Origin of the sequence: Acinetobacter sp. MF4640, assembly GCF_002018895.1 — a bacterium.
In the GTDB taxonomy this organism is placed as follows: Bacteria; Pseudomonadota; Gammaproteobacteria; order Pseudomonadales; family Moraxellaceae; genus Acinetobacter; species Acinetobacter johnsonii.
In genome coordinates this window covers 1-22,867 of the sequence record NZ_MVOM01000045.1, presented here as the reverse complement: position 1 = coordinate 22,867, position 22,867 = coordinate 1, and the positions used below count along the sequence as shown (strand labels likewise).

18 protein-coding genes and 1 pseudogene are annotated in these 22,867 nt (G+C 43.7%); 4 read left to right on the top strand and 15 right to left on the bottom strand.

Annotated elements, in window-relative coordinates; translation table 11 throughout:
• Positions 1-3 precede the first annotated feature (3 nt).
• The 12 genes from nuoM to MF4640_RS14075 form a co-directional block, all read right to left on the bottom strand.
• Positions 4-1,611 carry an NADH-quinone oxidoreductase subunit M gene (nuoM, locus tag MF4640_RS14130; RefSeq protein WP_171263895.1) on the bottom strand — a complete coding sequence of 536 codons (1,608 nt, stop codon included), beginning with the start codon at positions 1,609-1,611 and terminating at the stop codon, positions 4-6.
• Positions 1,612-1,618: 7 nt separating this feature from the next.
• Positions 1,619-3,508, bottom strand: a complete 1,890-nt coding sequence (gene nuoL, locus MF4640_RS14125) for an NADH-quinone oxidoreductase subunit L (protein ID WP_078389996.1) — start codon at positions 3,506-3,508, stop codon at positions 1,619-1,621.
• On the bottom strand, positions 3,505-3,813 hold the full coding sequence (nuoK, locus tag MF4640_RS14120; protein ID WP_004695395.1) for an NADH-quinone oxidoreductase subunit NuoK: 309 nt from the start codon (positions 3,811-3,813) through the stop codon (positions 3,505-3,507). The genes nuoL and nuoK overlap by 4 nt, the downstream gene beginning before the upstream one ends.
• Positions 3,813-4,331 (bottom strand): NADH-quinone oxidoreductase subunit J, encoded by a 519-nt coding sequence (nuoJ, locus tag MF4640_RS14115; protein ID WP_171056751.1) that lies wholly within the window; start codon positions 4,329-4,331, stop codon positions 3,813-3,815. The genes nuoK and nuoJ overlap by 1 nt, the downstream gene beginning before the upstream one ends.
• Entirely contained in the window at positions 4,331-4,873 is a 543-nt protein-coding gene (gene nuoI, locus MF4640_RS14110; protein WP_004651038.1) for an NADH-quinone oxidoreductase subunit NuoI, read from the bottom strand. The genes nuoJ and nuoI overlap by 1 nt, the downstream gene beginning before the upstream one ends.
• A 16-nt stretch (positions 4,874-4,889) precedes the next feature.
• Positions 4,890-5,897: an NADH-quinone oxidoreductase subunit NuoH gene (gene nuoH / locus MF4640_RS14105; protein ID WP_004695391.1), complete on the bottom strand. Its 1,008-nt coding sequence runs from the start codon at positions 5,895-5,897 to the stop codon at positions 4,890-4,892.
• Between the two features lie 3 nt (positions 5,898-5,900).
• Positions 5,901-8,582, bottom strand: coding sequence for an NADH-quinone oxidoreductase subunit NuoG (gene nuoG / locus MF4640_RS14100; RefSeq protein ID WP_078389995.1), 2,682 nt, complete (start codon positions 8,580-8,582; stop codon positions 5,901-5,903).
• Between the two features lie 11 nt (positions 8,583-8,593).
• Positions 8,594-9,925, bottom strand: coding sequence for an NADH-quinone oxidoreductase subunit NuoF (nuoF, locus tag MF4640_RS14095; RefSeq protein ID WP_078389994.1), 1,332 nt, complete (start codon positions 9,923-9,925; stop codon positions 8,594-8,596).
• Positions 9,922-10,431 carry an NADH-quinone oxidoreductase subunit NuoE gene (gene nuoE / locus MF4640_RS14090; RefSeq protein ID WP_004982912.1) on the bottom strand — a complete coding sequence of 170 codons (510 nt, stop codon included), beginning with the start codon at positions 10,429-10,431 and terminating at the stop codon, positions 9,922-9,924. Before nuoE ends, nuoF begins: the two co-directional genes overlap by 4 nt.
• 14 nt (positions 10,432-10,445) lie before the next feature.
• Entirely contained in the window at positions 10,446-12,233 is a 1,788-nt protein-coding gene (gene nuoC / locus MF4640_RS14085) for an NADH-quinone oxidoreductase subunit C/D (protein ID WP_078389993.1), read from the bottom strand.
• A gap of 88 nt (positions 12,234-12,321) precedes the next feature.
• Positions 12,322-12,999, bottom strand: a complete 678-nt coding sequence (locus tag MF4640_RS14080; RefSeq protein ID WP_004695382.1) for a NuoB/complex I 20 kDa subunit family protein — start codon at positions 12,997-12,999, stop codon at positions 12,322-12,324.
• A 6-nt stretch (positions 13,000-13,005) separates the two neighbouring features.
• The gene (locus tag MF4640_RS14075) at positions 13,006-13,554 is read right to left on the bottom strand and encodes an NADH-quinone oxidoreductase subunit A (RefSeq protein WP_004695380.1); all 549 of its coding nucleotides are present in this window, start codon (positions 13,552-13,554) and stop codon (positions 13,006-13,008) included.
• A 491-nt stretch (positions 13,555-14,045) separates the two neighbouring features.
• Here MF4640_RS14075 and MF4640_RS14070 point away from each other — a divergent pair, with 491 nt between their 5' ends.
• Positions 14,046-14,402, top strand: a complete 357-nt coding sequence (locus MF4640_RS14070) for a hypothetical protein (RefSeq protein WP_078389992.1) — start codon at positions 14,046-14,048, stop codon at positions 14,400-14,402.
• Between the two features lie 49 nt (positions 14,403-14,451).
• Here MF4640_RS14070 and bfmS read toward each other — a convergent pair whose 3' ends face one another.
• Complete coding sequence (bfmS, locus tag MF4640_RS14065) at positions 14,452-16,116, bottom strand: sensor histidine kinase BfmS (protein ID WP_078389991.1); 1,665 nt, start codon at positions 16,114-16,116, stop codon at positions 14,452-14,454.
• A 36-nt stretch (positions 16,117-16,152) separates the two neighbouring features.
• Positions 16,153-16,869: a response regulator transcription factor BfmR gene (gene bfmR / locus MF4640_RS14060; RefSeq protein ID WP_004695375.1), complete on the bottom strand. Its 717-nt coding sequence runs from the start codon at positions 16,867-16,869 to the stop codon at positions 16,153-16,155.
• 595 nt (positions 16,870-17,464) lie between these two features.
• On the opposite strand from bfmR, the gene MF4640_RS14055 reads away from it, so the two are divergent.
• From MF4640_RS14055 to MF4640_RS14050, 3 genes are all read left to right on the top strand, one after another.
• Entirely contained in the window at positions 17,465-20,296 is a 2,832-nt protein-coding gene (locus MF4640_RS14055; RefSeq protein ID WP_078389990.1) for a ribonucleoside-diphosphate reductase subunit alpha, read from the top strand.
• A gap of 529 nt (positions 20,297-20,825) precedes the next feature.
• Entirely contained in the window at positions 20,826-20,963 is a 138-nt protein-coding gene (locus tag MF4640_RS19485; protein WP_004695369.1) for a hypothetical protein, read from the top strand.
• A 137-nt stretch (positions 20,964-21,100) separates the two neighbouring features.
• Complete coding sequence (locus MF4640_RS14050) at positions 21,101-22,384, top strand: ribonucleotide-diphosphate reductase subunit beta (RefSeq protein ID WP_078389989.1); 1,284 nt, start codon at positions 21,101-21,103, stop codon at positions 22,382-22,384.
• A 363-nt stretch (positions 22,385-22,747) separates the two neighbouring features.
• On the opposite strand, the pseudogene MF4640_RS19070 reads toward MF4640_RS14050, so the two are convergent.
• Positions 22,748-22,867, bottom strand: a pseudogene (locus tag MF4640_RS19070) (IS30 family transposase); the annotation flags it as partial.

Below are 22,867 nucleotides of genomic sequence, written 5' to 3'. Positions count from 1 at the left end.
GACTTATTGCATCTCCACATTTTCGAGTTGAACAGTTGCTTGACTCGCAACGTCAACTACTTCTTGTACAGGAATGTAGCTGTTCGCTAACCACGCCATACTTGAGTTTGAAATATCAAGGAAGCTTTGTGGGTACAAACCAAGCCATAACAGACCGAAAGCACAGATTAACAAGATCACTACTTCACGCGCATTTAAATCTTTCAATGGGTTGTTGTAGTGCTGCTGTTGTTCTTCGTTTGGCGTACCAAACAACGCTTTGTGGATCAGAATCAAGCCATAAAGACCTGCAAATACTAAGCTTACTGCTGCAAGAATAGTAAACACTGGGAATTTTGCATAAGAACCCATCAAGATCAGGAACTCACCAATGAAGTTACCTAGACCTGGAATACCTACAAGCGCCGCCACGAAGAACATGAGGAAGAATGCAAGATATGGGAACTGACCACGCATACCGCCCATCAAACGCATATCACGTGTATGAACACGCTCGTACACTTGACCACACATAATGAACAATGCAGCAGATGACAAGCCATGTGCCAACATCATGATCATCAAACCTTGGAAGGTTAAGATGTTACCTGCGTAAATCGCAAGTAAAACAAAGCCCATGTGCGAAATTGACGTATACGCAAGTAAACGTTTCATATCGGTTTGCTGGAAAGCACACCAAGCACCGTAGAAGATACCGATTAAACCGAAAATGATCGCGATGTCTGCAAACTGTGCAGAAGCCGCTGGGAAGAATGGAATCACAAAACGTAGTAAACCATATGCAGCGGTCTTAATTAAAATACCTGCAAGGTCAACCGAACCTGCTGTAGGGGCTTGTGCATGCGCATCTGGTAACCAGCCGTGTAATGGGAAAACTGGAAGTTTTACCGCAAAACCGACAAATAAACACAGCATGAATGCATAAGCAACGGTAGGTAATTCTTTGTCTAAAGTGTTGGCTACAGCTAATAAGTAGTTGTAATCAAAACCGATCATACCTGTCATCATGTAACCATAAACCACGAGGCCTAGGATACCGATCAACATAATAAGACCAGCGACTTGCGTATAGATAAAGAATTTGGTTGCAGCGTAAACACGTGATTTACCTTCTGCCCCTTTATGACCCCAAAGCGCGATCAAGAAGTAGATAGGTACAAGCATCATCTCCCAGAAGAAGAAGAACAAGAACATGTCAATCGCTAAGAATACACCGATCACACCACCCAAAGACCATAAAAGGTTTAAGTGGAAGAAACCAACATTCTTTTGAATTTCACCCCAAGAACAGCCGACAGCCAACACACCTAAAAGTGCCGTTAAGCCCACCATTAATAGAGATAGACCATCCACCGCTAAGTGGATGTTAATGCCTAAGGTTTGAATCCATGGCAACATGAATTCAGCAGACCACGATGGCACTTTCGCGCCAAGTTCGTAGTTAAATGTACCTGTCTGCCATAGCGCAACAGTTAAGCCCAAAGTAATGAGCATACCCACTAACGCGATATAACGCGGCAGTTTGTCGTCGAGTTTGTCGACTAACCAACAAATAAAACCAGCAATGAACGGAACTAAGATCAGCGCGGGTAGAATCCAGTTGTTTGCGATTTCCATCTTATTTCCCCACGATCTGAGTTACGATCAAGACCATTAGCAATACAAAGATACCTAATGCCATGCTTGATGCGTAATCACGCAATGAACCCGTTTGACGTGAACTTGTGAAGCTGTGACCGCCTTTTACAAGTGCAGGCAAGACTAACCACAAGCGATCAATTGGATCACGACCTAGAATCTTCGCAATAAGCAAATATGGTTTCACAAAAACGATGTTATAAAGCGCATCGAAGCCCAGTGCATTACGGCAAATGTTTGCAAGACCTGCACCCAATGACGTTTTAGCAAAGCCTTTCACTGCGCTATAAGCAAACGCAAACAAGACCACACCAATCACTAAACCAACCAATGCAATACCCACAGCAGTATATTCTGCGCTGTGCATACCATGTTCTAAAGCTTCAGGAATCACAAATGCTGGAATTTTTGCTGCATTTAAAATGCTTTCCACAGGTGCTTTAAGTGCCGCACCGACGAAAGTTGAAAGTACAGCAAGAATCGCCAAAGGACCCCAGAAGGTAATGCCTTTGATCGCATGATACGGTGTATTTTCTTTACCAAAGAACACAACCCAAATGAGACGGAATGTGTAAATCGACGTTAAGAAAGCACCTGCTACACCCACCCAGTACAATGAGTTATACACTGCGATTGATTCGCCTTGCACCCAAACTGCACCCAAGATTGCATCTTTCGAGAAGAAGCCCACGGTAATGAATGGAATCGCTGCTAATGCACCGCCACCAATGGCGAAACAAGCAAATAGGAATTTGTTCTTGTAGAACAAACCGCCCATCTTGAAGATGTTTTGTTCGTGGTGGTAAGCCAAAATCACTGCACCCGAAGACAAGAACAATAATGCCTTGAAGAATGCGTGAGTCAGCATGTGGAATAAGCCTGCTTGATAAGCTTCAGCACCCACAGCCATAAACATATAACCCAGCTGACTCATCGTTGAGTAAGCCAAAATACGTTTGATGTCGGTTTGAACCAATGCAGCAAAACCAGCCACTAACAACGTTACCGCACCTGTGATTGAGATAAACATCATCACTTCAGGCGCCATTTCAAACACGGTGTACATACGGCAGCACAGGTAAACACCTGCAGTTACCATCGTTGCAGCGTGGATCAATGCAGATACAGGTGTAGGACCTGCCATTGCATCGGCCAACCATGTTTGTAATGGGATCTGTGCAGATTTACCTGCCGCACCCAAGAACAACATGAGTGCTGTCCAAATGGTTAAAGATGAACTTTGTGTCATCACTGTTGGTGCAGCTGCAACCACTTCAGCAATGTTTAAAGTACCGAACTGTTGGTAAATTAAGAACAAAGCGATCAATAAGAAAACGTCACCGACACGTGTTACGGTAAATGCTTTAATTGCTGCAAAACCATTTTCAGGGTTTTGATAGTAGTAACCAATCAGCAAGTAAGAGCATAGACCTACGCCTTCCCAACCTAAGAACAATAACGCTAAGTTATCGCCCAATACGAGCAGCAACATGCTGGCAACGAACAGGTTGAAATAAGAGAAGAAACGCGCGAAGTCTTCTTCACCACGCATGTACCATGATGCAAAGATGTGAATCAGGAAACCCACACCCGTCACCATACCCATCATGAGCAGTGATAAACCGTCAAGATGTAAGCTAATGCCTGGGCTTAGGTTGCCTACATTGAACCATGTCCAAAGATGTTGAACATAAGTCACTTTGCCATTATTAACAAAGTCTAGACCAGCGATCAAAGCAACCAATGCAGAAAGGCCAACCGCTCCCACACCAATAATGGCAGCGACATTTTCAGGAAGCTTGTTGCGACCTGCCGCTAAAAGGACAAAACCAATGAGCGGGAATAATACTGTTAAATATAAAAAACTCATCCGCGCATCTCACTAGCAGCATCCACATCCAAGTGATGGAAGCGATGGTAGAACTGAAGGACGATCGCAAGACCAATACAAGCCTCTGCCGCAGCAAGCGTTAAGATCAGAATAAACATGATTTGTCCGTCTGGTTGTACCCATGCACTACCAGCCAAAACAAACGCAAGCGCAGCTGCGTTCATCATGATTTCAAGACTCATTAACATAAATAATAGATTGCGTCGCACCATCACACCGTAAAAACCCAGTGCAAAAAGAATGGTTGCAACAATCAAACCATGTTCTAAAGGGATGTTGCCCATTATTGTTTGTCCTCTTCTGCACCTGGTTCACGTTTGCCAAGATGGAATGCTGCAACCAACGCAGCAAGCAATAACATGGCAGCAACTTCAACCAATAATAAATAGTGAGTAAAGAGTGCTTGGCCAACGACTTTTGGACCCACAACTTCGGTACCCATAACAGGGCCAGCCGCTGTGTAGTCAGAGCCGAGCATCCACACCAACACCAAGCCCATTAAGAAGCTCATGAGTGCTGGATATGCCCAAGCAGACGATGTTAACCATTTACGCTCTTGTTCAACGGTGTGTTGACCAAGGTTTAACATCATCACTACGAATACGAATAACACCATGATCGCGCCTGCATAGACGATGATCTCAAGCGCGCCAGCAAATGGCGCACCCACGATCATAAACATGCCTGCAACTGCAAGAAGTGACACGATCAAGCTTAATAAAGCGTGTACAGGATTCGCGTTGGTCACAACACGAATCGTAGAAACGATGGCCACAAGTGCCATCAAATAAAATGGCCACATCATGGTAATAAGCTCCGTACATCAACTGGTGCGCTTTCACGCTGCGCTTGACCTTTGTCTTTTCCAGTTACAGCCATACCTGTTACACGGTAGAAGTTGTAGTCTGGGTATTTACCAGGACCTGAAATGAGTAAGTTTTCTTTCTCATACACCAAGTCTTGACGAACGTATTCACCCAACTCGAAATCTGGAGTCATTTGAATTGCAGTCGTCGGACATGCTTCTTCACACATACCGCAGAAAATACAACGTGAGAAGTTGATACGGAAAAACTCCGGATACCAACGACCATCTTCTTTTTCTGCTTTTTGTAGTGAAATACAGCCAACAGGACATGCAACTGCACATAAGTTACACGCAACACAACGTTCTTCACCATCTGGGTCACGTGTTAACACGATACGACCCCGGAAACGTGGTGGAACAATTTGTTCGGCTGGCACTTCTGGGTAAAGAATGGTGTCACGTTTACGTGTCACGTGTGAGAAAACCATCCACAGTGAACGTACGATTGACCCGAACCCAGCTAGAATTTTATACATTTTATTCTCCCTGCCCTTACCACAGAATCACTGCGCCAGTAACTAATAAGTTAACTAACGCTAATGGTAAGCAAATCTTCCAACCAAAGTTCATCACTTGGTCATAACGCGGACGCATAAGTGAACCACGAGCCAAGACAAACATCATCACAAAGAATGCTGTTTTGATAATGAACCAGAATACTGGTGGAATGAACGGAATATCGATGTTAAATGGCGCTAACCAACCACCGAAGAATAGCGTTACGATCAATGCAGAGATCAGAACTACGTTGACATATTCTGCAACGAAGAACATCCCCCATTTCATACCGCCGTACTCGACGTGGTAACCTTCCGCCAATTCTTGTTCTGCTTCTGGTTGGTCAAATGGGTGACGGTGAGTTACCGCAACACCTGCAACCACGAAGATTAGGAAACCTAAGAACTGTGGAATGACAAACCATACATCTTTTTGTGCTTCTACAATTTCACGCATGTTGAATGAGCCTGCAATTGCAACCACACCCATCAATGAAATACCCAAGAACACTTCATACGAAATGGTTTGAGCTGCAGAACGTAGACCACCAAGCAATGCATATTTGTTGTTTGATGACCAACCACCAAACAATACCGCATAGACTGCAATACCTGCCATTGCCATAAAGAACAATAGACCGATGCTCATGTCTGCAACACCTAAGTATGGTGATACAGGAATAACCATGAACGACATCACCGCTGTTGCCATGGCAACAGCAGGAGCTAAACGGAAAGTCAATTTGTCAGCAAACTTTGGTGTCCAGTCTTCTTTGAACATGATTTTCAACATGTCGGCAACGATCTGGAACATCCCCCCAGGACCTACACGGTTCGGACCATAACGGTCTTGCCATAAGCCCAGTAAACGACGCTCAATAAAAGACATCAACGCAGCGATGAGTACTACAACGAGTAAAATCACAATCGCTTGAATGACTGAGTAGGCAATTGGCCAGTTCTCAGCCCAAAGCGGCGTTTGACGGATTAATTCTTGTTGCATGAATTACGCTCCTACCGCGACTGATACAGGCTCAGCAAGTGAAACCGTAGGTGCAAGACCAACTGGATAACCAATATAACCTGTAGGTAAATAATCAATCACTTGAACTGGAAGTACGATCGAAGTCTCGCCTGCTTTCACAGTGATTTTTTGACCATCTTGAACATTCAAACGAGTTGCATCTTGCTCACCCACTGCAAAGACCGCTTCAGGAATACGCGATTCCATAGCAGGTGTTTTCACAGTAAATTCACCAGAAGCAAAAATGTGATGCATCGGCACTAAACGGAAGCTTTCAGGGTTTGCAACCACAACCGCTGGAGCAACGAAAGTACGTGCTGGACGCTTCGCTAAACGATCGAATAAACGCACACCCGAATCACCACCTTTTAAGTGACCACCCACGTTATCTTGGAATTTGTTCCAAGCTTGCGGTGAGTTCCAACCTGCTGACCATGCAAATGGTACCAGTGGAGACGGCGTCTGGTTCCCGACATAACCTTCCATAGAGAATGTTAATGCCGAGTCGATATCTGTCGGTTGTTTCGGTTCATGCACGTTCAATGGTGCACGCATAGAGGTACGACCAGAGTAACGACGCGGTTCACGAGCAACTTTCAAACCATGGACACGGAAGCCCGCATCTGGAGCCACATCTTGAATCGCAGCAAGTGCAGGTACGTTTTTCGCAACTGACTCGATGACATCATCAAGCAAGGTCCAAGAAATCGCTTTACCCTTCACACCGGTTTCAATGGCATGTAACCAGCGCCAAGATTCTTTGATCGCCAGTTCAGGTTTGTAGTAGCTCGGGTCATACACTTGGTAGAAACGTTGTGCACGGCCTTCTTGAGAGACAACCGTACCATCGCCTTCAGCAAATGACGCAGCAGAAAGTACGATATCCGCTTTCTTCACAGTTTCAGTTTCAGAGTGATCTAAAACAATCACGTCTTTACCAGAAAGTGCTGCTTCAACTTGTACCGCTGGCAAACGACGGAATAGATCATTTTCAACGATCACAACCGTGTCATAGTCTTGTGCAAACGCTTGTTCTAAACTTTGCCCACCGAAGATTGCTAAGCCCATAGAGTTCACTTCAGGAACCGTCAAGGTTAAGCCAGCATTTCCACCAAGGTTTTGCGCAACTTGTGCAGCAGCTTCCATGATAGATGCGTCTTGTAAACTTGTACCTGAAATGATCAGTGGTTTCTTCGCCGCTTTCAGTGTATCTGCAATGTTCTGAGCAAATGCTTTCGCATCATCCGCCAAACCAAGAATTGCATCACCTTTCACAGCAGCAGCAACGGCAAAACCTAAACGAGCAATGTCGTTTGGAGAAGCAACCACTTCACCAGCAGCAACATCAGCTAAGCGTGTTTGTGTTGCAGCGAGGATGAAAATCGGTGATTTCGCGTCTTGAGCAATACGTTGTAGCGGCTCTGCTAACCAGTCTTGGGTACGACGTTCCGCAGCCATTTCTTTGGCTTTGTTTTTCGCCGCTTGACGAACAGACAACGCCATACGTGGCGCAGTTTGTGTTAAGTCTTCACCCAAAATAAGCACAGCATCATAGCTTTCGATTTCACGCATACCTGGGTTATATACACCTTCGGTTTGCATAATCGATGCAGCCAATTCAACCAAGTTTTGCTCTTTTTGAGACATACCTGTTGAATAGTTGTCTTGACCAACTAATTCGCGAAGCGCGAAGTTCGACTCAAGTGATGCACGTGGAGAACCAATACCCAAAACTTTTTTGCCTTGGATATTTGCAATCACCGTATCTAATGCCTGATCTACAGAAACTGTAGTGACTTCAGCACCATCACGGAACTGCGGTTGACGTGGACGGTCTGCACGGTTCACATAACCTGTACCAAAACGACCTTTGTCACACAAGAAGTATTGGTTCACTTCACCGTTAAAACGGTTTTCGACACGACGAAGTTCGCCATAACGCTCACCCGGAGAAATATTACAACCCGAAGAACAGCCTTGACATACGCTTGGCGCATACTGCATGTCCCACTTACGGTTATAACGTTCTGAGTGAGTTTTGTCGGTGAATACACCTGTAGGACATACTTCAGTCAAGTTACCCGAGAATTCAGACTCTAAAGTGCCTGACTCAGGACGACCAAAGTAAACACGTGACGCGCTTGCATACACACCAAAGTCAGTACCACCCGCATAGTCGTTGTAGTAACGAACACAACGGTAACATGCGATACAACGGTTCATTTCATGTGAAATGAATGAGCCCAGCTCTTGGTTGTAGTGCGTACGTTTAGTAAAACGGTAACGACGACGGTCGTGTTGAGTCATCACGGTCATATCTTGTAAATGACAGTGACCACCTTCTTCACAGACTGGGCAGTCGTGTGGGTGATTCGTCATCAAGAACTCAACAATTGACGCACGGAAGTCTTTCGCTTCTTTGTCTTCAATCGAGATGTAGGTATTGTCAGATGCAGGCGTCATACATGACATGACTAAACGACCACGCGTATCTTCAGGATTCGCGTATTGAGTCACGGCACATTGACGGCAAGAACCGACAGAACCTAAGGATGGATGCCAACAAAAGTACGGGATATCAATACCCAAAGACAAACATGCTTGCAGCAAGTTCTCTGAGCCATTGACTTCGTACGATTTGCCATCGACATGAATTGTAGCCATAGTCGAATTCCTTAAGCTTGTTCTACGTTGCTAGTTTGCGCAGCAGCATTCACTACTTTTGCTTCAAACTCGCCACGGAAATATTTGAGTGCACCCATCAACGGTTCCATTGCACCTGGAGCATGCGCACAGAAAGTCTTACCAATCCAAAGCTTACGGGTAAGTTCTTGTAAGTGATCGATATCTTCTTTCTTACCTGTACCATCTTCCAATGCTTTCAGTGCTTTCACCGCCCACGGTAAACCATCACGACAAGGCGTACAGAAACCACATGACTCACGTGCAAAGAATTCTTCTAAGTTACGTGTCGCTGAAACCATACATTGCGTTTCATCCACCACCATCAGCAAACACGTACCTAAACGTGAACCTGCTTTCATGATGCTCTCAGCATCCATCGGTAGATCAATGTGTTCAGCAGCCAAGAAGTCTGTAGACGCACCACCTGGTAACCATGCTTTAAGCTTTAAGCCATCACGCATACCGCCCGCATAGTCTTCAATGACTTCACGCGCAGTTGTACCAAATGGAAGCTCCCAAAGACCAGGGAATTTCACCTTGCCAGATGCACCATAAATTTTTGTGCCTGGATCTTTCGACTTACCCGCAGATAAGCCGATATACCATTCAGGGCCACGCAACATGATTGCCGGTAAGTTATTGTAGGTCTCTACGTTGTTAACAATGGTAGGACGACCCCAAGCACCTGCAACTTGTGGGAATGGCGGTTTCGTACGTGGGTTTGCACGGCGACCTTCAAGTGAGTTGATTAATGCAGTTTCTTCACCACAGATATAACGACCCGCACCAGTGTGCACATGCAACTCGAAGTTCCAGCCAGTTCCAAGGATGTTTTCACCCAAGTAACCTTTGGCACGAACTTGATCAAGCGCTTCATTTAAGTACGCAGCTGCTTCAATGTACTCGCCACGAATGAAGATATAGCCATGGGTTGCTTCTAGCGTATACGCTGCAATCAACATCCCTTCGATCAATTGGTGAGGAAGTTTTTCCATCAACAAACGGTCTTTAAAGGTCCCTGGTTCCATCTCATCGGCATTACAAATCAAGTAACGTGGACCTGAGTTGTCATTTGGCGCCATTAAAGACCATTTGATCCCTGCTGGGAAGCCTGCACCACCACGGCCTTTTACAGTCGCAGCTTTAATCACTTCAAGCACATCTTTCGGCGGCATGGTGATTGCTTTTTTCAGACCCGCGTAACCTTCAAGCGCTTCGTAATCATCTGCATTACGAACGTGCTCTTGTTTACTTAAACGCCAAGTTAATGGATGCGTTTCTGGGTTACCTTCGCCATAAATTGGTTTTGGTTCGGTATTCATACATACTTCTCCAACAACTGTTTCACTGAAGAAACTTCAACCAAACCGTGAGTGTCTTCATTCACCATTAAGGTTGGGCCTTTGTCACAGTTACCTAAGCAGCAAATCGGCAGCAAAGTAAAACGGCCATCAGCAGTCGTTTGACCAAACTGAATGCCTAATTCACGCTGGAATGCTTCTGCTAAAGTTTCCGCACCCATCAAGAAACATGCAATCGAGTCACAAAGTAAAATGACGTTACGACCCACGGGTTGACGGTAAATACGGTTATAGAAAGTTGCAACACCTTCCAAATCAGCAACACTGATTGTCAATAACTGAGCAATGGCGTTTAGCTGCGCGTCATCTACCCAGCCATTACGGCGTTGTACACACTTCAAAGCATCCAAAGATGCTGCACGTGGGTACGGATAGTGACCAATGTGATGTTCAATTTCGTGGATTTCGTCCGCAGTCAAAATCCCTTCAACATTCACGCGTGGCTTTTTATCAGTCAAAATCATCATAATGCGTTTACCCCTTAGCGATCCACGTCAGCCATAACGACATCAATAGTCGCTAAATAAATGATCAAGTCAGATACCAGACTGCCGTTAATCACAGAAGGCATTTGCTGTAAATGCGTGAAAGTCGGTGTACGAATACGGGTACGATAACTCATCGTTGACTTGTCTGAAGTCAAGTAGTAATTCGACGCACCTTTGACCACTTCCGCCATTACAGATGCTTCACCTGCAGGCATTACAGGACCCCAAGATACGCTTAAGAAGTGCGTAATCAAGGTTTCAATGTCTTGTAAAGTCTTGTCTTTTGGTGGTGGAACAGCCAATGGGTGATCTGCTTTGTATGCACCAGAAGGCATGTTGTCTAAACATTGCTTCACGATTTTGAGTGATTCTTCAATTTCACGGAAGTGAACAAGAACACGCGCATACGCATCGCCTTCGTACTCAAGTGGCACATCGAAGTCGTAGTTTTCATAGCCACTGTATGGACGATATTTACGAACGTCGAAGTCAATACCTGTTGCACGTAGACCAGTACCAGTTACACCCCAAGCCAACGCAGATTTCGCGTCATATTGAGCTACGTTACGCGTACGACCTACAAATACAGAGTTTTTAAGCGCTGCTGTGTAGTATTCGTTCATACGCTTCGGCATCCAATCTAGGATTTCACGAATCAGATGCTGCCAGTTGTTTGGCAAGTCATGCGCTGTACCACCGATACGGAACCATGCTGGGTGCATACGGTAACCGGTGATTGCTTCAATCGCGTCATAGATTTTTTGACGATCCGCAAACATGTAGAAGACTGGCGTCATACCGCCGGCATCTTGAATCGCAGTACCGATATACAATAAGTGGTTATTGATACGGAACAATTCAGACATCATGACACGGATACATTGCGCGCGGTCAGGTACAGTAATACCCGCCATTTGCTCCACACCCATCACATAAGGCATGTTTTGCGCACAACCACCTAAGTAATCGACACGGTCGGTATAAGGAATGAATGAATGCCAAGTTTGACGTTCAGCCATCTTTTCCACACCACGGTGGTGATAACCGATATCAGGCACACAGTCTTTCACTTCTTCACCATCCAACTGCAAGATTACACGGAAAGCACCGTGCGCAGATGGGTGGTTCGGACCTAAGTTCAAGAACATGAAGTCTTCGTCGTCATTACCGCGCTTCATACCCCAATCTTCAGGTACGAAACGAAGGTGTTCCTGTTCGTAATCCTGCTTCGCTTGGTTCTGCATATACGGTGTATATTCAGTAGCACGTGCAGAATATTCTTTACGAAGAGGGTGACCTTCCCAATAGGTTGGCAACAAAATACGACGGAGCATTGGATGCCCTTCGAAATTGATCCCGAACATATCGTAAGCTTCACGTTCGTACCAATTGGCATTTGGCCAAATGTTGGTTGCAGTTGGAAGATTTACATCATTTTCATTCAATGCAACTTTGATACGAATATCACTATTACGCTCAAGCGATAATAAGTGATAGAACACAGTAAAGTCAGACGCAGGCAAACCGTCGCGGTGTGTACGTAAACGTTCATCTACCGCAGACAAGTCAAACAACATCACGTATGGACGTGACACTGTACGCAAGAACATTAAAACTTCTTGTACGCGCGCGCGCTCAACCCAGACCGTTGGAAAGTCTTCAAAAGTCGTTTGCACATAGAAGTTCTCGCCAAATTTGGTTTTGAGCTCTTCTACAATTGCAAATGCTGGGCGTGAATCAACTTGCGCTGACTCTGGCATAGCGTTTTCAGTTTCAGCCATTGGCTTGGCTTCCTATTTAATACAAATTCATTCAACCTAAACGACAACGACACCCAGACCGGGTGCATCAAAACAACTGTCGTTTAAATTATTTAATTTCATCCATAGAGCGTAAGTTTTTCACTGCAATACGTTCAGCATTCTTACGGTCACGTTCTGGCATCATCTTTGGCTTATACACTGGCTTAAGATCATCACCAATCACGGCAGAAAGTGGACGGCGCTCTAATTGAATTTGGTCTTGTAACAACATTAATGCTTGGATTAATGCTTCTGGACGGGGTGGGCAACCTGGAATATAAACATCGACTGGGATGATTTTATCCACACCTTGCACAACTGAATAAATATCGTACATACCGCCAGAGTTTGCACATGCGCCCATTGAAATAACCCACTTCGGTTCCAACATTTGTTCATATAAACGTTGAATAACTGGAGCCATTTTGACGAAACATGTACCTGCAACAATCATCAAGTCAGCCTGACGAGGTGAAGCACGGATTACTTCGGCACCGAAACGCGACAAGTCATGCACGCCTGTTAAAGTCGTTGCATACTCTACGTAGCAGCAAGATGTACCAAAGTTAAACGGCCAAACTGAGTTCTTACGACCCCAGTTCACTGCTGTATGTGCCACGTCCTCTAAACGAGTCATGAACACATTTTTATTCACTTCTTCTTCAAGCGGATCCGTTACGATTTGACGCTCTTGAAGTGGATATTGATCAGCATCCGGATTCGCACGGGTTAATGTATATTTCATCCCGAGTTACTCCTTATCAGACGATTTAGCCGGTGACTTATCTTTCACACGACCAGATGATTGAGCTGGGATTTGACCTGTAGGGTCCATAACCAACTCTTCAATTGAATTAAAGCGAGTGATTTCTGCAAGATTCATATTTGGAGAACCAACTTTAGGTTTAATCCCTGCTGCTTTACGTTTGTCAGAAGGCGACCAGTTAAGCGCACCAGTAGACAACTCATAAACCAAACCAACGAGTAAAACTAAAATAAATACTGCTGCAGTGGTGAAACCCACCCACCCCACTTCACGAACCGATGTAGCCCATGCGTAAAGGTAAAGCGCCTCTAAGTCGAATACGACAAAGAAGATTGCAACCAAATAGAACTTTGCTGACAGGCGGATACGTGCGCCACCAGCACCAACCACACCTGATTCAAATTGCTCTTGCTTTGCACGACCCCATGACTTACCCCCAAGGAGTAATGGGACAGTGAGCATAAAGACGCAAAGAAATGTAACGCCGATCACGAAGGCAATAATTGCCCATTCGTATGGAGTAATGGCACTCATGCGGGGATAACTCCTGGCAGGCCTAATTTATTAACAAAGAATGTATGTATTGGCCTTCAAATACACCAAACACAAAATTAATCCCGCCAATTGTACCCGATTGATGACGTAAGTTGCTAGCTTATAGACCTTCGTCTTTAGGATGATTTCTCGTCGTTTTTTGAGATTTTTTCTATGCAAGCCCTTTTATTTTAAAACTGATCGTTTTCTTAAATAAAACAGTACTATTCTATTATTTTTCCAAATTTTAACATTCAAACAAAGCCTATAAAGCATTTTTCAACCTCATTCCGATAACAATCACACAATCAGCAGTTTAAAAAACTCAGCTCAACAACCGCTGCATTTTGTTTATTTAAAAAGTACAAAAGTAGATTAAGTCACTCATATTTTTTGTATTTTTTTGCAAATCACTCCAATCAATTAATGCACTTGGCTTTTTCTTGTGCTATTGATATAGACAACCAACAACAAAGAATAAGGAGCACCACATGAGTCTGGAATTCACCCATAAACCTAACTATTTTTTATTTGCCCAGTTGCTTATTCGCCATGTTGAAACTTATGTTCGTAAACACCCCGATGCCAATAATGCCATCTTTGATTTACGCGACATTTATGAGCTTTTTCGCCAAGACAAAGCGTCAGCCACCACCAACCTTGATGGCATTATGAATATTGTGGATGAATATAAAATTGAAACGATTAATGGTGATCAAAAGCTCATTAGCCGTTATGGCATAGACACCCAAAACAACTCATTATTGATTGACTTTAATCCAGATGCACTTGAAAGCCTAAAACAAGGCAAACAGATTATTTCTCCCGATGCCAACATCCAAGAATAAGTCAGCATAGAAAATAAAAAAGCATCGAATTTCGGTGCTTTTTTAATGCTTAACTTTTTGAATCTGTACTATCTTTGACACTATACTTCTTTTTAGACTTACTAAAGCGATGTGCCGGCCATGTCATGGTAAAACGTGCACCACCGAGACTTGGACTCTGATCCACTTTAACGCTACCACCGAACCAATAGGCAATTCGGCTCACAATTGACAAACCTAAACCATAACCACCCGATGCTCGAGTCCGGCTATCATCTAAACGCGCAAAGGCTTCAAAAACACGCTCTCGCTCGTCTTCTGGAATACCGGGCCCGTCATCTTCAACACAAACATAGGCCATACCGCTGTCATTAATACCACCACTGACCAGCACCTGATGGTCGCCATAACGAACCGCATTACCAACCAAGTTCTGCACCACGCGGTGTAAATAACGACGTTCCGCTTCGACCTTTAAGGTTAAAGGAGGAGCATTTAAATGAATTTCTTTCTGGGTTTTTAGTGCTTCCGTCTCAACCACCACCTGATCTAAGACTTCAAACAAGACAATGTTTTCAATATCGAGTGATGGTGTGCCCTGCTCCAACTTGGCGTAAGTCATGATTTCATCAATTAAGGTATTTAAGGCCTCAATGTCTTTATCAATCATATCAACTTGCTGAAGACGGTATTCATAATCATCTTCTTCAGCCAACATTTCCATACCAAAACGAATCCGAGCAACAGGCGTACGAAGCTCATGTGATACCGCACGCATCAGCTCACGCTGCGCCTCGATGAGTCGCTGAATATGGTCTGACATGCTGTTATAGCTATTGGCTAGACTGGCCATTTCATCGGTGCCATCGACAGGCAAACGCAGGGTCATGTCACCCGCTTTCATACGGTTTAAACCGTAATTGACCTCGCGCAGTTTACGCTGCATCGGTACAAGTAAGCCATACACCCCCAAACTGAGCACAAACAGGCTCAACAAGGTAATGCCTGCTGCAAGCTGAAACGGCATCCAGTTGAAAATAGGCACAGGCCCCAATACCAAAACCTTGCTCGGGGCACTAGGTAAAGGTGGAGACACAATAGAAATGGTGGTGCCACGCACAGAAGCACTATCACGATATAAGATCACGCTATGATCTAAACGTAACCGCCCTATCTGCTCCGACTCTAAAGCCAGATTTTGCACTTCTTCAATTTGTACAGGATAAGAGAAATGTTTCTGTACTTTTTCCAAGTACTCTTCTTCTTGGCCTGGGTAATACACCAGATAATCTAGGATAAAAATCGGGAGTGCTTTCATTTGCAGCTCACCAATTTTATCTACTTTAATATACAGTAAATGTTTCGGATCATCTTTTAGACCAATGATCAAGTACGCCACTTGCGTTTGTGCATCATAACGCACAGCCGCTTTACGCTCACTGATCCGCTTTAATTCTGCACGACTCAAATCCACCTTATCAGCAGGGATCATATTAATCGGCAGTTCAAGCAAATCTGAAGCATCTGAAATCCAGTCTGCTTTTTGCTGTGCATTGGTCTGACGGGATACACCTTCACTAATAATAAAGGAAATCCCGTCCGTCAAAGACTCGCGATATTCTTGCACTCGCTGATAGTTAATAATTTGTACAAGCAAATATCCCATGAGGGCAACAATAGCGACCAGCACTACCAGCCCAGCATAGATACGCAAGAATATACTGTGTTTGAACACTAAAAATGTCCCGTTTTAACGAATCAAATAAACGGCTTAAAGACCATTGGTTTCTTTTACAAATAAGTAGCCTTTACTACGTACCGTTTTAATACGTTTTGGATTTTCAGGGTCATCACCAATTTTTGGACGGATACGCGAAATACGTACATCAATTGAACGGTCTTGACCGTCATATTCGATACCACGTAAGCGTTCGAAAATGTCTTCGCGAGAAAGAATGCGGCCTGCATTTGAAGCCAACAACCACAATAAATCATATTCAGCGCTGGTAAAGTCAACCAACTCACCATTTAAAGTCACTGAACGACCACCGTTATCGATCACCAGATCATCAAATTCGATACGCTGTGCAACTTCATCTTCAGGTGCTTTGTCAGTACGACGTAATAAGGCACGAATACGTGCAAGTAAAACACGTGGCTGAACTGGTTTTGCAACATAGTCATCTGCACCCATTTCTAGACCAAGCACTTGATCCATATCTTCGGTACGTGCAGTCAACATCAAAATCGGTTGGTGATAATGTGGACGAACTTCACGGCAAATGGTTAAACCATCTGCACCTGGAAGCATCACATCCAACACCACCATATCGGGTTGTTCTGCAATAATACGGCGAATGGCACGGTTACCATCGGGTTCTACCCCAACCTCAAGACCATTACGGATTAGGTATTCTTGAGTTAAGCGAGCTAGGCGCTCATCGTCTTCTACGATTAAAATTTTTGGTAACTTTTCTTCTTGGCTCATGGAGTGCCCCTTTATTTTGACGACTTAACGTATCCTTTAAAATCCAAGGGATACGCTCTGATATATTTTGCAATATACACACGTTTACATTGTAAACAAGATCTTGTTCACCAAACTGATACATCAAAGTAGCATTTTGTTATACATTTTTTCAGCCCCGAAATGAGCGCTTTCTCGCGTTTGCTGTATATCCAACCAAAGCAAAAGAAACGTTTCTTTACAAAATGGCGATTTTTCATACCAAGTCACTGTTTGAACAGTTTATAACTCACTCATTCGTCTGTTTTGAACTTATCCACAATGTTATCTATAAGCAGTTAAACCGAGCTTTGTTATGCTATCGCCTTGTCTAATAAGGCTTAATACAAGAATCATAAAAAAGGGATCTTTTTGAGATCTTTTCGAGACCAGATCGATCAAAATATTTAATAAAATGTCAATATTGATCTACCCTGAATTTTCCCGTATCTTGTGTTCAATTAATTTTTAAACCACTAGGTCTTGTGTTTAAACCTCAAACACTGTGGCATAAAAATTGCCCAGTTCAAACGGTCCATAGACATAAAAATAGATGACAAAATGGAGCTATGCTAGCATGAGCGTATCGAATTCAACCCCTGGTCAAATTCAGGTGATTAAACGCACTGGAGATGTTGCCAGCTTTGACGCAGAAAAAATCTCTGTTGCCATTGGTAAGGCATTTTTGGCTGTTGAAGGCCAACAAAGTGCTGACTCAAGCCGCATCCACGATCGTATTTCTCAACTTACCGAGATGGTATTAAATACGTTCAGTCGCCGCCTACCTTCTGGCGGTACAATTCACATCGAAGAAATCCAAGACCAAGTTGAACTTGCGCTGATGCGTACAGGTGAACAGAAAGTTGCTCGTGCGTATGTCATCTACCGCGATCAACGTGCTGATGCACGTAAACAAGCAGGTGAAAACCATCACCCAACCTTACAAATCACTGACGCCAATGGTCAGCTTCAACCGCTTGACATGCGTAAGCTTGAAGCGACTGTAACAAAAGCGGCTGAAGGTTTAGAAGGCATCAATGTTCAAGCGATCATCGATGAAACCATCAAAAACCTTTACAACGGTGTAAAAGCATCTGACATCGCAACCACGATGATGATGGCAACACGTACACGTATCGAACAAGAACCAAACTATACCTACGTGACGGCTCGCCTACTTCGTGATGAATTGGTCGCAACAGGTTTAACTTTCCTAGGCTTGTCTGAAGACACAGCTGAAGGCGATGCTTTAGAAACTTTCCTGAAGAAAGGTATTGAGCTAGACCTACTTTCACCAGAGCTTCTTAACTTTGACCTTGCGAAATTAGCCGCAGCGATTCAACCAGAACGCTCAAACCAATTTACATACTTAGGTCTACAAACATTATTTGACCGTTACTTCATCCACTCAGATGGCGTACGTTTCGAATTACCACAATTATTCTTCATGCGTGTTTCGATGGGTCTTTCACTCAACGAAGCAAACCGTGAAGAACGTGCAATCGAATTCTACAACTTATTGTCGAGCTTCGATTACATGGCATCTACGCCTACCCTGTTTAACTCAGGTACGCTACGTCCTCAGTTGTCGAGCTGCTACTTGACCACGATTGATGATGACCTGTATGACATTTATGGCGCTATGCGTGATAACGCAATGCTATCTAAATGGGCAGGCGGTTTAGGTAATGACTGGACGCCAGTTCGTGCTTTGAACTCGTATATCAAAGGTACAAACGGTAAGTCACAAGGTGTAGTTCCATTCCTTAAAGTGGCGAACGATACTGCTGTTGCAGTAAACCAAGGTGGTAAGCGTAAAGGTGCAGTCTGTGCATACCTTGAAACTTGGCACTTGGACATCGAAGAATTCCTAGAGTTACGTAAAAACACCGGTGATGACCGTCGCCGTACGCATGACATGAACACGGCAAACTGGGTTCCTGACTTGTTTATGCAACGTGTTTTTGAAGACGCTGAATGGACCCTGTTCACGCCGTCTGAAACACCAGATCTACATGACTTAATGGGTGCAGAGTTCGCTGAACGTTATGCACACTATGAAGCCATTGCGAAAGAAACAAATATGTTGCACAAGAAAATCCGTGCAAAAGATTTGTGGCGCAAAATGCTGTCGATGTTGTTTGAAACTGGTCACCCGTGGATCACATTCAAAGACGTATGTAACTTACGTTCACCACAACAACACGTTGGTGTCGTTCACTCTTCTAACTTGTGTACAGAAATCACATTAAACACAAGCAAAGATGAAATTGCAGTATGTAACTTAGGTTCGATCAACCTTGTACAACACGTTCAAGGTGGTGTGTTAGACCGTGAAAAGCTTGCACGTACAGTGAAAACAGCGGTTCGTATGCTCGATAACGTGATCGACATTAACTACTATGCTGTGCCACAAGCGAAAAACTCGAACTTGAAACACCGTCCAGTGGGTATGGGTATCATGGGCTTCCAAGATGCGCTGTATGAAATGCAACTCGCTTATGGTTCTGATGCCGCAGTAGACTTTGCTGATGAATCGATGGAAGTGATCAGCTACTACGCAATTTCAACATCAAGTGATTTGGCTGTTGAACGTGGTACTTATGAGACATTTAAAGGTTCACTGTGGGATCAAGGTATCCTGCCAATTGACTCACTAGACCTTGTTGCTAAAACACGTCCTGAGCGTATGTTTGAAGTTGACCGCACTCAACGTTTGGACTGGGACACTTTACGTGCCAAAGTTCAAAAAGACGGTATGCGTAACTCAAATGTTATGGCAATTGCTCCAACGGCAACCATTTCGAACATTTGTGGCGTTTCACAATCAATCGAACCAACATTCCAAAACTTATATGTAAAATCGAACCTGTCAGGCGAGTTCACTGTGATCAACCCGTACTTAGTACGTGCGTTGAAAGACCGTGGTCTGTGGGACTCTGTGATGGTGAATGATCTGAAACACTTTGAAGGTTCAGTTCAGAAGATTTCTCGTATTCCTGAAGAGCTTAAAGCAATCTTCGCGACGGCATTTGAAGTTGAGCCACGTTGGATTGTGGATGCTGCATCACGTCGTCAAAAATGGATCGATCAAGCGCAGTCTTTAAACCTTTACATCTCTGGTGCAAACGGTAAGAAACTTGATTTGACCTATAAAATGGCTTGGTTACGCGGTCTGAAAACAACGTATTACCTTCGAGCTTTAGGTGCAACATCTGCTGAGAAATCAACCATTAACACTGGTGCATTGAATGCAGTAAAACCTGCAACTGTAACGGCAGCGCCTGTTGCAGCAGTTGCTCAGGAAGTTAAACCAGAAGCGGTTGCTGAAGATGAAGGCTTCGGTCAAGCAGCTCCAGTGCCAATGGCGTGTTCAATTGACAATCCAGACTGTGAGGCTTGTCAGTAATAACCTCCCCTAACCCCTCCTAAATGGAGGGGGAATCCTCGAAGCAAATGGCGGGATGCTAGTCCCCCTTTGCAAAAGGGGATTTAGAGGGATTCCAAACCATGAAAGAATAAATAAAAGGAGATATAGACTTTAAAAAAGTAAATTTTAAGCAATAAAAAATGGCCTGACACAAGTGACAGACCATTGATTTGAAAACCTAAGCTTTCAGAGGTTTATAAACACTCTAGAAAGTAGCTAAGGTAATCAGTGTTAAATTTGGCGATCTAACGAAGGTTACTTTAGCAAAATTTAGAGTGTGAGTCACTCCTCTGAAAGCATCTTTTACAAAAAGGAGATGCTGATGAGAGTAAGTTGCTCATTGGATAAACCTGTAAGTGTATGTGACTACAGCCGTTTTCGATTTAATCGATGGGAAAAAGTCCGTGCACATTGCAGAAGTTATCCCAATCAAGCTCAGTTAAGCCTGTGGTAAAATTTGAGAGACCAAAAGGTCTCTCAAATCAAAGCTAAATTTAAGGAATCCACCATGCTCCATATGACACATAACTATATGTTAGGTCTTGCGACCTTGGTGATTTCCTTTGTGGTTTTGTTTTATATGCCGATTGCCTACTTTTGGGTAAAAGCAAACCAAAGCAAAAAGCGAAAGCAAAATAAGTCGTGAGAATCACGTTCTATGCACAGTTTTAGAACAACGATTGGCAAAACTTAATTTTGCTTTCACAAATTAAGCGTATAGTAAGACATCTCAGCACTGCTGGATGTCGATAAAAGATATAAAGCAACGTAGAGAGAATTGATATGTCTATCCTAAGTTGGGACGATTTCGAAGATGATTCGCAAAAACCGGCTGCACCTGAACACAAGTCTGCGCCCGTCGAACCGCAAAAAGCGGCTAATCCGCAGATGGTATCTGCTGCAGAGCAACCACAGAAGAATGTGGCAACTGCACAACCCGCTTCAACCCCTCGAAGCCGATCAACAAATCCAGCCGATCCGTTGGCAAGAGCATCTAACGCCTTAGAAAGCTTAGATGTTGCTCCAGGTCTAGAAGAACTAGAAATGGGTGCGCAACGTGTACAAGTTGACGACAAAGCCATGATTAACTGTCGTGCGGACTTAAACCAACTTGTACCGTTCAAATACGAATGGGCTTGGCAAAAATATCTAGACGGTTGCGCAAACCACTGGATGCCACAAGAAGTAAACATGAACCATGACATCGCGCTTTGGAAGTCTGAAAATGGCTTAACCGAAGATGAGCGTACCATCGTCATGCGTTCATTAGGTTTCTTCTCTACAGCAGACTCATTGGTTGCAAATAACTTGGTGTTGGCAATTTACCGTCACATTACCAACCCTGAATGCCGTCAGTACATTTTGCGTCAAGCGTTTGAAGAAGCGATTCACACGCATGCTTACCAATACTGTATCGAATCTTTAGGTATGGATGAAGGCGAAGTCTTCAACATGTACCGTGAAGTTCCGTCAGTTGCGCGTAAAGCTGCTTGGGGCTTGAAATATACGCAGTCTTTATGTGATCCAACCTTCCAAACTGGTACACCAGAAAACGATCAAATCTTACTACGTAACTTGATCGCGTTCTACTGTGTGCTTGAAGGGATCTTCTTCTATTGTGGTTTCAGCCAAATCTTGTCGATGGGCCGTCGTAATAAGATGAATGGTGTTGCTGAGCAATTCCAATACATCTTACGTGATGAGTCGATGCACTTGAACTTTGGTATCGATATGATTAACCAAATCAAGATCGAAAACCCAAGCTTGTGGACTGCTGAATTCCAAGAAGAAATTATTCAAATGATTCTTGAAGGTACGATGCTTGAAATCGAATATGCGCGTGACACTATGCCACGTGGTGTATTGGGTATGAATGCTGCGATGATGGAAGAATACTTGAAATTCATCTGTAACCGTCGTTTAGCACAGTTGGGCTTGCCTGAGCAGTTTGCTGGTGTGAACAACCCATTCCAGTGGATGTCTGAAATGATGGACTTGCGTAAAGAGAAGAACTTCTTCGAAACGCGTGTGACAGATTATCAGACTGGTGGTGCGCTGAGCTGGTAAGGTAAACCGTCACGCGACACATATGTTGTCATAGAAAAAGGCTGCTATTTGCAGCCTTTTTCTATTAGAAACAAATTATAGTAATTCTTTGATCATACTTATTGAAATCAAATATTCTTGATGATCATCTCTAAATTTACAGAGTAGCGTACTTCTGTACTTTAATCTTTTTCACAGCGCAAAAAGGCTTTTATTCAAAATCACATATCACCAGCTGCCAATAAATCATGATGTTTATCACAATATATTCATTATACCAAGTATAATTCATGTCATTATTCACACTTACAAAGATCCATAAAGGTATATCGACCAATGATTTTGGGGCAAGTTTGTTATTTAAAAAAATGAATCTAGGCGAATTCAAACATGAGGTGCGACAGTTTCAAAAGCCTTATGATAATCAACAAGCTGAGCAAATTTCTCTAATGGTGTAAGCCAATCTAACGCCTTTCTAGGACGAGTATTCAGTGACATGGCAAC

Bases quoted from the DNA above. Each gene is read 5' to 3' on its own strand.
- nuoL (WP_078389996.1), bottom strand. From the start codon at position 3,508: ATGAGTTTTTTATATTTAACAGTATTATTCCCGCTCATTGGTTTTGTC.
- nuoK (WP_004695395.1), bottom strand. From the start codon at position 3,813: ATGGGCAACATCCCTTTAGAACATGGTTTGATTGTTGCAACCATTCTT.
- nuoJ (WP_171056751.1), bottom strand. From the start codon at position 4,331: ATGTGGCCATTTTATTTGATGGCACTTGTGGCCATCGTTTCTACGATT.
- nuoI (WP_004651038.1), bottom strand. From the start codon at position 4,873: ATGTATAAAATTCTAGCTGGGTTCGGGTCAATCGTACGTTCACTGTGG.
- nuoH (WP_004695391.1), bottom strand. From the start codon at position 5,897: ATGCAACAAGAATTAATCCGTCAAACGCCGCTTTGGGCTGAGAACTGG.
- nuoG (WP_078389995.1), bottom strand. From the start codon at position 8,582: ATGGCTACAATTCATGTCGATGGCAAATCGTACGAAGTCAATGGCTCA.
- nuoF (WP_078389994.1), bottom strand. From the start codon at position 9,925: ATGAATACCGAACCAAAACCAATTTATGGCGAAGGTAACCCAGAAACG.
- nuoE (WP_004982912.1), bottom strand. From the start codon at position 10,431: ATGATGATTTTGACTGATAAAAAGCCACGCGTGAATGTTGAAGGGATT.
- nuoC (WP_078389993.1), bottom strand. From the start codon at position 12,233: ATGGCTGAAACTGAAAACGCTATGCCAGAGTCAGCGCAAGTTGATTCA.
- MF4640_RS14080 (WP_004695382.1), bottom strand. From the start codon at position 12,999: ATGAAATATACATTAACCCGTGCGAATCCGGATGCTGATCAATATCCA.
- MF4640_RS14075 (WP_004695380.1), bottom strand. From the start codon at position 13,554: ATGAGTGCCATTACTCCATACGAATGGGCAATTATTGCCTTCGTGATC.
- MF4640_RS14070 (WP_078389992.1), top strand. From the start codon at position 14,046: ATGAGTCTGGAATTCACCCATAAACCTAACTATTTTTTATTTGCCCAG.
- bfmR (WP_004695375.1), bottom strand. From the start codon at position 16,869: ATGAGCCAAGAAGAAAAGTTACCAAAAATTTTAATCGTAGAAGACGAT.
- MF4640_RS14055 (WP_078389990.1), top strand. From the start codon at position 17,465: ATGAGCGTATCGAATTCAACCCCTGGTCAAATTCAGGTGATTAAACGC.
- MF4640_RS19485 (WP_004695369.1), top strand. From the start codon at position 20,826: ATGCTCCATATGACACATAACTATATGTTAGGTCTTGCGACCTTGGTG.
- MF4640_RS14050 (WP_078389989.1), top strand. From the start codon at position 21,101: ATGTCTATCCTAAGTTGGGACGATTTCGAAGATGATTCGCAAAAACCG.